Source organism: Microbacterium sp. B35-04 (assembly GCF_010634885.1).
Taxonomy (GTDB): domain Bacteria; phylum Actinomycetota; class Actinomycetes; order Actinomycetales; family Microbacteriaceae; genus Microbacterium.
Genome location: NZ_MWLP01000054.1, coordinates 1 through 12358, shown reverse-complemented (window position 1 = coordinate 12358; position 12358 = coordinate 1). Strand labels below are relative to the sequence as shown.

General features: G+C 71.3%; 9 protein-coding genes and 1 pseudogene. 7 read left to right on the top strand and 3 right to left on the bottom strand.

Annotated elements, in window-relative coordinates; translation table 11 throughout:
- Positions 1-17: 17 nt before the first annotated feature.
- From B1729_RS13300 to ccsB, 6 genes and pseudogenes are all read left to right on the top strand, one after another.
- A pseudogene (locus B1729_RS13300) lies at positions 18-500 on the top strand (DedA family protein); the annotation flags it as partial.
- Positions 501-667: 167 nt separating this feature from the next.
- Positions 668-1297: a histidine phosphatase family protein gene (locus B1729_RS13295; protein ID WP_163633160.1), complete on the top strand. Its 630-nt coding sequence runs from the start codon at positions 668-670 to the stop codon at positions 1295-1297.
- Positions 1298-1344: 47 nt separating this feature from the next.
- Positions 1345-1932: a TlpA disulfide reductase family protein gene (locus B1729_RS13290; RefSeq protein ID WP_163618326.1), complete on the top strand. Its 588-nt coding sequence runs from the start codon at positions 1345-1347 to the stop codon at positions 1930-1932.
- Entirely contained in the window at positions 1929-2855 is a 927-nt protein-coding gene (locus B1729_RS13285; protein WP_163633158.1) for a cytochrome c biogenesis protein CcdA, read from the top strand. Before B1729_RS13290 ends, B1729_RS13285 begins: the two co-directional genes overlap by 4 nt.
- A gap of 79 nt (positions 2856-2934) precedes the next feature.
- Positions 2935-4641: a cytochrome c biogenesis protein ResB gene (locus tag B1729_RS13280; RefSeq protein ID WP_239539634.1), complete on the top strand. Its 1707-nt coding sequence runs from the start codon at positions 2935-2937 to the stop codon at positions 4639-4641.
- Positions 4642-4646: 5 nt separating this feature from the next.
- Positions 4647-5729: a c-type cytochrome biogenesis protein CcsB gene (ccsB, locus tag B1729_RS13275; RefSeq protein WP_163633154.1), complete on the top strand. Its 1083-nt coding sequence runs from the start codon at positions 4647-4649 to the stop codon at positions 5727-5729.
- 63 nt (positions 5730-5792) lie between these two features.
- On the opposite strand, the gene B1729_RS13270 is transcribed toward ccsB, so the two are convergent.
- From B1729_RS13270 to B1729_RS13260, 3 genes are all read right to left on the bottom strand, one after another.
- Positions 5793-6296: a nitroreductase/quinone reductase family protein gene (locus B1729_RS13270; RefSeq protein ID WP_163618330.1), complete on the bottom strand. Its 504-nt coding sequence runs from the start codon at positions 6294-6296 to the stop codon at positions 5793-5795.
- A gap of 177 nt (positions 6297-6473) precedes the next feature.
- Positions 6474-8489: a YhgE/Pip domain-containing protein gene (locus B1729_RS13265; protein WP_239525944.1), complete on the bottom strand. Its 2016-nt coding sequence runs from the start codon at positions 8487-8489 to the stop codon at positions 6474-6476.
- The gene (locus B1729_RS13260) at positions 8486-11515 is read right to left on the bottom strand and encodes an MMPL family transporter (RefSeq protein ID WP_163633152.1); all 3030 of its coding nucleotides are present in this window, start codon (positions 11513-11515) and stop codon (positions 8486-8488) included. Before B1729_RS13260 ends, B1729_RS13265 begins: the two co-directional genes overlap by 4 nt.
- A 136-nt stretch (positions 11516-11651) precedes the next feature.
- On the opposite strand from B1729_RS13260, the gene B1729_RS13255 reads away from it, so the two are divergent.
- Positions 11652-12290, top strand: coding sequence for a TetR/AcrR family transcriptional regulator (locus B1729_RS13255; RefSeq protein WP_163618332.1), 639 nt, complete (start codon positions 11652-11654; stop codon positions 12288-12290).
- The last annotated feature ends 68 nt before the right edge of the window (positions 12291-12358 follow it).

Here is a 12358-nt window from a genome sequence, read left to right as displayed (position 1 = left end):
CGCGGTGAACGGGTCGGGCTCTCGTGTGGACCACCGCGGGTTCCGTCATCGGGGCGCTGCTGCTGTACGGCCTGGGCGCCTGGCTCGGCGTTGCACGGCTGCGGGCGATCGCGGCGAAGGTCCCGCTGCTGAAGCCGGAAGACATCGACCGCACGGTCGCGTGGTTCGAACGGCACGGCGGCAAGGCCGTGTTCTTCGGCCGCATGATCCCGATCTTCCGGAGCCTCATCTCCATCCCCGCCGGCATCACCCGCATGCCGGTGTGGCGGTTCGCTCTGCTGACGGCGGCGGGAAGCCTGCTCTGGAACTCGATCTTCGTGCTGTCGGGGTACTTCCTCGGCGAGTCCTGGCACATCGTCGAGCGCTACGCCGACATCCTGCAGTACGTCGTGATCGCGGTCGCGGTGGCGGCCGTCGTCTGGTTCGTGTGGGCGCGCGTGCGCGAGACGCTCGCCACGCGAGACTCCCGCGATCGACGCGGCGAGCCCGAGCTGGACTGAGTCCGAGTGCGCTCGAGCCCCAGTTGGGAACCGCGAAAGGGTATGTTTCCGCAGCGCTCCGCGTGCGGAGATCTACCCTTTCGCGGTTCCATGGGCGCCGTGAGCGGTGCCGGAACCTGGGAGCACGCTCAGCCGGCCCATAGACGAGCCCCACGTAGACTGGGGCGGTGCCCGCAGCTCGCCTTCATCTCGTGCGCCACGGGGAGGTTCACAACCCCGCCCGCGTGCTCTACGGGCGACTGCCGGGCTACGGCCTCAGCGCGGACGGCCGCCGCATGGCCCGCCAGGCCGCGGAGTACGTCACCTCGCTCGAGCGCCCGGTCTCGACGCTGATCTGTTCGCCGCTGCAGCGCGCCAAAGAATCCGCAGAGCCGTTCGCCGAGATGTTCGGCCTGGAGCCCGTCATCGACGAGCGCGTCATCGAGCCGACCAACGTCTTCGAGGGCAAGCGCATGGCGATCGCCCTCGTCAATCCGTGGAACTGGCGCCACCTGCGCAAGCCGGCGCTGCCGAGCTGGGGTGAGCCGTACGCGGACGTCGTGGGCCGTATGAACTCGGCCATGACGCACGCATGGGATGCCGCGGACGCCGGCGACGTCGTCATCGTGTCGCATCAGCTGCCGATCTGGATCACCCATCTCGCGGTCGCGGCACTGCCGCTGCGGCACGACCCCCGCGAGCGCCGCTGCGCGCTGTCGAGCGTGACGAGCTTCGAGATGGTCGACAAGAAGTGGACCGAGATCGCCTACGCCGAGCCGGCGTCGACGGCCGGCGCCGTGGATGTGGGGGCGGTATGACCGGGCGGCGGTCGCTGAGTGGGCGAAGCGGGACGAGGCGCAGGGGGATGGCCGCGGCATCCGGTGTTCTCGTCGTCGGTCTGATCGCGGGTCTTGCCGCGTGCACGAGCGATCCCCTCGCCGAGCAGTACCGCTCCGGCGACAACAAGGGCTTCGTCGCGGCCGACGGCTTCGCGGTCGACGAGATCTCGACGGACGAGCGCACCGAGCCGGTCGAGTTCGAGGCTGTCCTCGACACCGGCGGCACGGCCTCGAGCGCCGACTACGCGGGCGACGTGCTCGTCGTGAACTTCTGGTACGCCGGCTGCGCGCCGTGCCGGGTCGAGGCGCCCGAGCTCGCCGCCGCCGACGCGGCCTTCGAGGGGCAGGACGTCGCGTTCCTCGGCGTGAACCTCTACGACGGTGCCGAGGCCTCCCGCGCCTTCGCCGAGACGTACGGCGTCGCCTACCCGAGCGCCCTCGCGACCGAGGACGGGTCGATCAAACTCGCGTTCGCGGGTGAGACGCCGCTGAACGCGGTCCCGGTGACGCTCGTGCTCGACAAGGACGGCCGGGTCGCCGCGCGCCTGGTGGGGCAGATCGAAGACGCGTCGATCCTCGAGACCATCGTGCGCGAGACCTTGGAGGAGTCGTGAACCTCGGCGCGCTGGTCGCCGACGGGTCGCTGCTCATCGCGATCCCGATCGCGGTCCTCGCCGGCGCGCTCTCATTCCTCTCTCCCTGCGTGCTTCCGCTGGTTCCGGGGTACCTCGGCTTCATCGGCGGCGCGGTGAGCCCCCGACCGGCGCGGGTGGGGACGGATGCCGCGGCGGAAGGCTCCTCGAAGGTCCGAGGCGTTTCGTCTCTGCGTTTCGACTCGCGAGCTCGCTCAACGACCGCGACCGACGTCGCTCCGGCGGCCGAGAGCCCTCGATCGTCGAGCGAGGGAGCGCCAGCGACCGGGACGAGACGCCCCGAGCCGGCGAGCGATGCCGAACCCGGGCGCGGGCGCCTCGTGCTCGGTGTGCTGCTGTTCATCGCCGGGTTCACCGTGGTCTTCGTCAGCATGGCGATGCTCGGCGGCACCCTCGGACGCTTCCTGTTCGAGTACGCCGACCTCATCACCCGGATCCTCGGTGTCGTCATCATCGCGATGGGCCTCGTCTTCATCGGCTGGTTCGGCATGGCGCAGCGCATCACGCGGCCGCAGGTGCGCGGCAATCTCGGGCTGATCGGCGCGCCGCTGCTGGGGATCGCGCTCGGCATCGGCTGGGCGCCGTGCATCGGACCTACCCTTGCCGTCATCCTCACGATGGCGTTCGACTCCGGGTCGGCGGCGCGCGCGGCGCTCCTCGGCGTGGCCTACTCGCTGGGGCTCGGCATCCCGTTCCTCCTGCTCACCCTCGGCTTCGGCTGGGCGACGCGCTCGGTCTCGTTCGTGCGCCGACACATCCGCGCCGTCAACGTCATCGGCGGGGTGCTGCTGATCGTGCTGGGCCTCCTGATGGTGACCGGCGTGTGGACCGCCGTGATGGCCCAGCTCCAGGGGGTGTTCGCCAGTGTCCCGGCCCCGCTCTGACGCTTCGACCGGCTCTGACGCCTCGACCGGCTCAGCCGCTTCGACGGGCTCAGCGGCCGGGTCGGCGGCGGCCGACCCGCTGCGTCCGGCCGATCACGCGGACGCGGTCGATCCGGTATCCGGCTCCGACGGCATCACCCAGCCGGCGCTCGGCGTCGTCGGGTGGCTGCGGTGGGGGTGGCGCCAGCTCACCTCCATGCGCACCGCGCTCGTGCTCCTGCTGCTGCTCGCCATCGCGGCGGTGCCCGGGTCGCTCGTGCCGCAGCGCAGCGCCGACCCCAACGGCGTGCGCCAGTACTTCGTCGACAACCCCGACCTCGCGCCGGTGCTCGACAATCTGAGCCTGTTCGACGTGTACACGTCGCCGTGGTTCTCGGCGATCTACATCCTGCTGTTCGTCTCGCTCGTCGGCTGCGTCATCCCGCGCACCAAGCACCACTACAAGGCGATGCGCGCGCAGCCGCCGCGCACGCCCGCCCGCCTGTCGCGGCTCGACGTCCACCACTCCGAGATCCTCGAGTGCCAGGACGACCAGGATGCCGCAGCCGCCGCGGCGGCCGCGGTCGACGCGGCGCAGCAGCAGCTGCGCAAGGCCGGCTACCGCGTCGCGAGGTACGACGGCGGCAGGGCGTTCTCGGTCTCGGCCGAGCGCGGCTACCTCCGCGAGACCGGCAACCTCGTCTTCCATGCCTCGCTGGTGGGCGTGCTGCTGGCCGTCGGCATCGGCGGCGGCTTCACCTACACCGGGCAGACAGTCATCATCGAGGGCCGCACCTGGGTCAACACGATGCTCGACTACACGTCGTTCAATCCGGGCCGGTTCGTCGACGAGGACGCGCTCACGCCGTACGCCCTCACCCTCGACGACTTCTCGCTGTCGTACGTGGCACCGGGCCAGCAGGGTGCCGGACAGGCGGGCGACTTCGTCGCGCACCTGTCCACCCAGTTCCCGGACGCCGACGCCGGCACCGGCGAGGTGCGCGTGAATCGCCCGCTGCAGATCGCGGGCGACAAGGTCTACCTCATGGGCAACGGCTACGCCCCGACCATCACGGTCCGCAATGGCGACGGCGACGTGGTCTTCTCCGAGCCGGTGCCCTTCCTGCCGCAGGACAACAACATGACCTCGCAGGGCGTCGTGAAGGTCCCCGACGGGCTGCGTGAGCAGGTCGGCATGGTCGGCTTCTTCTATCCGACGGCGCAGGAGCTCACCAACGGCGCCCTCACGTCGGTGTACGGCGACCTCGAGTATCCGATGCTCACGTTCTGGGTCTACGCCGGCGACCTCGGCATAGACGGCGGCGTGCCGAAGTCGGTGTACACCCTCGATCCCGCCGAGATGACGCAGCTCGCCGGCGGCGACTCGGGCGCCGAGTCGCTCGTGCTGAAGCCCGGCGAGACCGTCGACCTGCCCGACGGGCTCGGGACCGTCACCTTCGACAACGAGGCGCCCGAGGGCGCGGCCGGGTTCCAGGACTCTGTCAAGCGCTACGTGTCGCTGTCGATCCACCGTGACGCGGCGGCCACGTGGGTGCTGGTGTTCGCGGTGCTCGCCACTGCCGGCCTGCTCGCCGCGCTGTTCATCCCGCGTCGGCGCATGTGGGTGCGCGCGACGCCGCAGGGCCACACCGTGCAGCTCGAGTACGCAGGTCTCGCTCGCGGGGAGGATCCGGCGCTCGACGGCGCCGTCGAGCAGTTCGCCCAGCGGCATCTCGCGTCGCTGGCAGACCGTGAGCCGGCCGGCGCCCGCCCCGCCCGGCCCGAAACCACCCCCGACGTAGACTGAGGACCATGCCCGACGCCTCCCCCCTCACCCTCGACTCCGTCTCGGTGCTGCTGGTCTGGACGGCCATCGCGATCTACGCCCTGGCGTTCATCGCGTACGCGGTCGACCTGGCGCGGCGGGGTGCCGTCGCTGTGGAGGCGAAGGATGCCGCGGCCCAGACGGCGCGCGACCGGGAGCTCGTCACCGCCGGCGGCGGGTCGGCGCGCACCGGGATCATCGAGCAGATGCGCGCGCAGGAGGCCGCGTCGGAGGACGCGCTGAACGCCCCCGTCGGCCGTCGCTCGCGGCTGGTCTGGGCGCGCATCGGCACGTCGCTGACGGTGCTCGGCTTCCTCTTCCACCTCGGTGGCGACGTGACCCGCGGCATCGCCGCCGGCCGGGTGCCGTGGTCGAACATGTACGAGTTCGCACTCACCGGGACGCTGCTGATCGTGGCGGTGTACCTCGGGGTGCTCTTCCGCTATGACCTGCGGTTCCTCGGCACGTTCATCACCGGGCTCGTCGTCGTGCTGCTCGGCGGCACGGCCATCTGGTTCTACACCGACATCGTGCCGCTCATGGATCCGCTGAAGTCGGTGTGGCTCGTCATCCACGTCTTCGTCGCGTCCCTCGCGACCGCCCTGTTCGCCCTCGCGTTCGGCCTGTCGGTGCTGCAGCTCATGCAGGCGCGGCGAGAGGCGAGGATCGCCTTGGCAGCGCGCGCTCAGGACGCCGCCGACACCTCCGCCGGGTCCACCGCGAAGACCGGCCCCCGATTCCTGCAGACGCTTCCGAGCGCCGAGGCCCTCGAGTCGCTGGCATACCGGTTCGCGATCCTGGGCTTCATCTTCTGGACGTTCACGCTCATCGCGGGCTCGATCTGGGCCAACGACGCGTGGGGTCGCTACTGGGGCTTCGACACGAAGGAAGTCTGGACCTTCGTGATCTGGGTGCTGTACGCCGGCTACATCCACGCGCGCGCGACACGCGGGTGGCGGGGGTCACGGTCGGCGTGGCTGTCGATCATCGGCTTCACCGCCGTGATCTTCAACTTCACCATCGTCAACATGTTCTTCAAGGGCCTGCACGCCTACTCCGGCCTGAGCTGATCGCCCGGGCACCACGCCCGAACCCATCGGGGGCGACCTTCCGGCGACGGAATGTCTGCAGTCTCAGCCGGCGCCGCGCGCCGTCTCCAGCACCACGAGGGGCGTCTCGCGGCTGCGCGTCGCCGCGTGCGCGTCGAGGTCGTCGCCGCCCTCGAGCGAGCGGAACACGTCCCACAGGCGCTCGCGCTCCGCGCCCTGCGCCTCGCGCGCGATCACATCGCGTCGCTCCCCGGGAAGATCGATGGATGCCGCGGGCCGGGCCTGCAGGTTCAGCCACCACGCCGGCGGCGGATCGCCCCACCCGTTCATGGCCATCGTGACGACGTTGGGGCCGTCCTCGATGTAGGCGACGATCGCGACGCGCGGCGCTCCGGAACGGCGGCCGATGGTGTGCAGGCGCATCATGCCCCAGACCTTCGAGGTCGGCGGCCGCAGACCGAGCCGTCCACCCGTGACGTTGTAGATGGCGCGGTGCACGACCCACGCGGTGCGGATGAACCAGCGCGGGGGAAGGCGCGCGGACCCCGCGGACGAGGATGCCGGGGTCTGAGGCGATTCGGTGCTCACACGTCGATCATGACGGCGTCTGCGTGAAGACGCATCGGCCGATCGGCCGATCTTCTCCGCTCGCGGCTCTGGCCGTTCCGGCGCGCCGCGCCGCGCGCGCCCTCCGCAGGAGAACTCCGCTTCCGCAGGCCGTCCGGGGGATCCGTCCTGTGGAGCGCGAACTCTCCTGCCGAAGACCTAGGCGGTGGCGGGCGTCGCGTTCAGCAGCGCGCGCGCCGAGGTGCTGCGCCGGCGAGCGACGACGATCATGGTCGCGACGAGCGCCAGCAGCGTCCAGATCACCAGGCCGGCGAGCGCGGCGCCGAGGCCCGCGGTCGAGGTGAGCGCGGCGAGCATGCCGTTGTAGGCCGGCGCGGTCGGCATCAGGCCGGCGACGCTCGAGAGCACACCCGGCACGGTCGAGACCACGCCGGTCGCGACGGTGAGCACGCCGATGAGCGCCGAGATCCAGCGCCCGGCGCCGCCGAACACTGCGACGAGCGCCTGGTTCACGGCGGCGAACGCGATGCCCGCGACGACCGACACACCGAAGAGCGCCCACCATTCGGCCCAGCCATACGACGCGGCGAGCTGGACGACGCCCGCGACGAGCGCGCCCTGCAGCGCGCCGAGGCCCGCCGCCGGAGCGAACGACCGCAGCGTGAGCAACGCCGACGGCTGGCGCGACGTGAGGGCGCGGCGCGACACGGCCTGCAGGGCGATGAACGTGCCGAGCCCGCCGAACCACAGCGCGAGCGTCGCGAGCAGCGGGACCGCCGACGCGCCGAAGAGCGAGGTCCCCACGCCGTCGGCCTCGACCGGGTCGGCGACGACGGACGCGAGGTCGGTCGCCTCCTGGTCGGTGTACGAGGGGAGGGATTCGGATGCCGTCGTCAGGCCGCTCGCGAGCTCCGAGGTGCCGGTCGCGAGCTGCGAGACGCCGTCGGCGAGGCTCGTCGCACCGTCGGCCGCCTGCGTCGCACCGTCGGCGAGCTGCGAGGCGCCGTCGGCCAGGCCGGATGCGCCGTCCTGGATGCCGCTGACGCCGGTCGCCAGCTGGCCCGCCCCCGCGGCGGACTGGTCGATGCCGCCGGCGAGCTGAGTGAGGCCACCGCCGAGAGTCGAGACACCGGTGCCGATCTGCCGGAACTGGGCGGCGAACGTGGCGGTGCCCTGCGCATCGAAGGTGTCGAGTGCAAGAACGGTCCCCGAAGCGGCCGCATCCGCGCCCGTCGCCGCTTCGAGCAACGTGTCGCAGTACGCCTCCGGCGCGCCGCTGGCGACGCAGTTCTCCGCTACGGTCAGCACACCGGCGGCTGCCGTCGCCGACAGGCCGGCGACGCCTGAGACTTCCTGGGGCACAAGTCCGGTGGATTCGAGCTGCGCCGCCCCGCCGTTCACGCTGTCGGCGAGCTGCTGAGCGCCGGCCGCGGCCTCGCGGGTCTTGCCCGCGATCGTCGTCAGACCGGACTGCAGCGACGTCGCTCCACCGGCGACCTGCCCGGCGCCATCCGCGAGCTGTGACGCGCCGTCCGCCAGCTGGGTGTTGCCGTCGGCGAGCTGCGAGATGCCGTCGGGCAGCTGCGCGGCGCCGTCGGCGGCCTGGGTCGCGCCGTCGGCGAGCTGCGTGGCGCCGTCGGCTGCCGTGCCGAGCTGGTCGCCCAGCGTCGTGAAGCCGAGGAACACGTTCTCGAGGTACACGCTCGACAGCTGCGTGCCCATGGTCGATGCGGCGGCCGTGGCGACCTGCGCGGTGATGGCGTCGTCGACGATGAGGCTGTCGGGCGGTGTCGTGACCTCGATGGTGGCCTGCTCGGGCGTCGAGCCCGGAGCCGTCGACGTCGCGGCGGCCGAGAAGTTCTCGGGGATCGTGATGACCGCGGCGTAGGTGCCGTCGGCGAGGCCGGCCGCGGCATCCTCTTCGTTCGAGATCGTCCAGGTGAGGTTGCTGTCGAGCTCGTCCGATCCTTCGACCAGGCCCGCGGTGAGCTGGCGGCCGAGCGGCACGGTCTGCCCGTCGATCGTGACGGGCTCGTCTTCGTTCACGATCGCGGCGGTGAGGCTGTCCAGTCGCTCGACCGGGTTGTACAGCGCCGCGACCAGGATGCCGCCGATGACGACGGGCAGCAGCAGCACGCCGACGAGCGTCAGCCACGTGACGGGCCGGCGCGAGCGCGCGCGCTCGACGGCCGTGGTGATCCAGTTCGGGGTCATGCGTTCACCTCTGCGGTGGGGGTGGTCAGGGGGGTGCCCGGGTGCAGCGTCAGCGACGCCACCTCGGGGCGGTGCGCGTCGGCGAGGAGCGCGAGCGCGGCGCTCTCGGTGCGCGAGGTCACGATGAGCGTGAGCGCGCCATCGGCTCCGCGGCGCAGCGCGTCGGCGGCATCCCGCAGCAGCGCACCCGCCTGGTCGCGCTCGGCCGCGTCGAGGGCGTCGACGCCCTCGACGACGACGACCGTCGCCTTTCCGGCGAGAGCGCGCCGGAGCGCCGGCAGCCGGTCCTCGGCGTCACCGAGCAATGCGAGGCCGACGTGGGCACGCACCCAGGCCGCCCGCTCGGGGAGCAGGTGACCTGCCACGCGCAGCCGGCCGTCGCTCGGCGCGAGCCGTCCGGCCAGGGTGAGCGCGAACGCCCGTGCCGCGCGCGGGTCACCGGTGGCGATCAGGGTGCCGCCGGGCTCGAGGCGGAAGGCGGCATCCTCGAACAGCACGACCTCGCCGGCCGAGCCGCCCGCGTCTGCACGGACGCCGACGCCCTCGCCGACGGCCGCGGCGGTCGTGTTCGGCTCGGGCCAGGCCTCGAGCGAGAGCTCGCGCTCGACCGCTTCGCCTTCGATGTCGAAGTGGGGGAGGATCCGGTCCAGCCACCGGGGGATCCACCACGCCTTGTCGCCGAGCAGCGCCATGACGGCGGGCACGAGCGTCATGCGCACGAGGAACGCGTCCACGGCGATGCCGACGGCGAGGCCCAGCGCGATCGGCTTGATCGACGCATCACCCTCGGGCACGAACGCCGCGAACACGGCGAACATGATGACGGCCGCCGCGGTGACGACGCGCGCCGAGGCGGTGAAGCCCGATCGCACGGCACCGAGCGCGATGTCCCTGCGGCCGCGCGTCGAGTGACCGGCGGCGGCGCGGCGGGCGTGCACGTAGTCCTCGCGCATGCGGCTGACCAGGAACACCTGGTAGTCCATCGCGAGCCCGAACAGCACGCCCATCAGGATGATCGGCATGAAGCTGATGACCGGCCCGGTGCGATCGACGTGGAGCAGCTCGGCGCCCCAGCCCCACTCGAACACGGCCGCGACGACGCCGAAGGCGGCGAGCACCGAGAGCAGGTAGCCGACGGCGGCCTTGATCGGCACCCAGATCGAGCGGAACACGATCATGAGCAGCACCAGCGACAGCCCCACGACGAAGACGCCGAACGGCAGGAGGGCGGCGCCCAGGCGGTCGGAGATGTCGATGCCGACCGCGGTGAAGCCGGTCACCTTCAGGTCGACGCCGTATTCGTCCTCGAGCTCCGGGGCCAGATCGCGGAGCGCGCGCACGAGCTCGGCGGTCGCCGGGTCGTCGGGGGCGGTTTCGGGCACGATCTGGATGAGGCCGGTGTCGGCGGTCTCGTTCGGGGTCGCGAGCGCGACCTCCTTGACCCCGGGAACCTTCTCGACCTCGTCGGCCAAGTCAGCCATGAGCCCGAGCGGGTCGGTCGAGGTGACGATCGTGCCCGTCATGATGAGCGGGCCGTTCGCACCCGGACCGAAATGCTCGGCCGTGAGGTCGTAGGCCTGACGCGCCTGGCTCGACTCGGGCTGCTGCCCGGCGTTGGGCAGGGCGAGGCCGAGGCTCGCTGCGGGGATCGCCATGACCCCGAGCGTCAGCACCACCGCGATGGTGGTGATGATGGGGTGGTTGGTGATCAGCAGCACCCATCGGTTCGTCTTCTTCACGGGCGCGTGGGTCGCGTCGGTCACCACCGTTGCGGGGGCTGGTGCGCTCGTGTGCTGTTCGCGCGTCTCCGCAACCTCGGCGTCCGCTCGCGCGCGCCCCTGAGCCTGCTCCGAAGAAGGTCCGCTCAGCGCGTCCGAGGTCTCCGCGTCATCGCCCTCCGGTCGTTGAGCGAGCTTGCGAGTCGAAACGCCCTCGGACCCGGTTGCGTCGTGATGCGCGCGACGGCGGGGGAGCGGCATCCCACGGCGCTTCCTGCCGTGACCCCAGCCGGCGACGCGGTCCTTCGCGAAGCCGAGCAGGGCGGGCGTCAGGGTGATGGCGACGATCACGGCGATCGCGACGGCGACGGCGGCCGCGATGCCCATGGTCGTGAGGAACGGGATGCCGGCGAAGCCGAGCCCGATGAGCGCGATGAGCACCGTGACGCCGGCGAAGACGACGGCCGAGCCGGCGGTGCCGGTGGCCCGCGCGGCGGACTCCTCGGGTTCCACACCCGCGCGCACCTGGTCCTGATGCCGGGCGACGATGAAGAGGGCGTAGTCGATGCCCACGGCGAGCCCCAGCATGATCGCGAGCATCGGCGTGGTCGACGAGATCGAGGCGAACGCGGTCGAGACGTAGATGAGCGCGATCGCCAGGCCGACGCCGATGAGCGCCGACACGAGCGGGAACCACGCCACCGCGAACGAGCGGAACGTCACGATCAGCACGAACAGCGCGATGAGCACGCCCACGGCCTCGATGAGCGAGAGAGCGGGCACCGAGGTCGAGAACAGGTCGCCGCCCATGGCGACCTGCGAACCCTCGGGAAGGGTCTCCCGCAGATCGTCCGCGACGTCCTCCAGGCCCTCCTTCGTCTCGTCCGACACGTCGGTGGCCTGACCGTCGAACTGCAGCCGGATGATCGCGGCCGACTCGTCCTCCGACACCATCCCCGTGACCATCTCGTTGAAGGGGTCGGTGACGGCGATCACGCCGTCGAGGTCCTCGAGGTGGGCGACGGTGTCGTCGATCGCCGTGGCATACGGCTCCTCATCGACCTGCTCGCCGTCCGCAGCGACGATGACGAGCTGCGCGCTCGTGCCGCTCGCCTGGGGAAAGCTGCGGTCCAGGAGCGCGATGCCCTCCTGAGCCTCGGTGCCCGGGATCGAGAACGAGTTGTCGGTGCCCTTCATGAACACCAGCGCGCCGCCGCCGGCCAGCGCGAGCAGCAGCACCCACGAGACGAGCACGCGCCACGGGTGGCGGTACGTCCAGCGGCCGAGCGCATAGAGAAGGGTCGACACAGCGCCTCCGGTTCACGGATGAGGGGTTCGGGAAGTGTCGATACAGCGCTGTATCGGATACATGAGTGTATCGTAAGGCGGGTTGCCCGCCCGAACCTGTGTAGTGCGTGTGAGACTGGCCTAGTAGGAGGCCCCAATGAGCGACACCCCCCTGGTGGAGGTGGCTGGAACGTCACGGCGCCGTGAGGCGACCCGGCAGAAGCTGCTGGATGCCGCCGCCCTCGTGTTCGCCGAGGTCGGCCTGGACGCGGCATCCGTCGAGGCGATCTGCGAACGCGCGGGGTTCACGCGCGGCGCGTTCTACTCGAACTTCGAGACCAAGGACGAGCTGATGCTCGCGCTGACGGAGCGCGTCGCCGGCGAGAAGATCGACGAGGTCGCCGAGCGCGTCGCGTTGCTGCAGGAGCGCGGTGAGGACCTCGAGCCCGGCGCGCTGGTGCGTCAGCTGCTCGATGTCGCGTTCGACAAGAAGCAGGGCATCCTGCTGACGAGCGAGATCCGCACCCGCGCTATGCGCGACCAGCGCCTGGCCGAGACGTACATCGCGTGGCAGGGGGGGATGGTGGATCGTATCGGCTCGTTCATCGACGAGCTCGCCGGCACTTACGGGTTCCGGCTGCGGCTGCCCGCCTCGGAGTTCGCCGGCATCATCCTGCAGACCTGGGAAGACACGTCGGCGTTCGGGATCATGACCGGCCTCGGTGCAGCCGACTTGCAGCAGCTCGTCAACGAGCGCACCGCGCGGCTCGCCACGGCCCTGGTCGACCCGCTCTGACGCGGGCCCGCGCGGTCGTTGAGCGAGCGAGGCGCGGCCCGTCGGCTCAGCGCGTTTCGTCTCGGTCG

Coding starts and splice junctions, on each gene's coding strand:
- B1729_RS13290 (WP_163618326.1), top strand. CDS start 1,345: ATGGCCGCGGCATCCGGTGTTCTCGTCGTCGGTCTGATCGCGGGTCTT.
- ccsB (WP_163633154.1), top strand. CDS start 4,647: ATGCCCGACGCCTCCCCCCTCACCCTCGACTCCGTCTCGGTGCTGCTG.
- B1729_RS13265 (WP_239525944.1), bottom strand. CDS start 8,489: ATGACCCCGAACTGGATCACCACGGCCGTCGAGCGCGCGCGCTCGCGC.
- B1729_RS13255 (WP_163618332.1), top strand. CDS start 11,652: ATGAGCGACACCCCCCTGGTGGAGGTGGCTGGAACGTCACGGCGCCGT.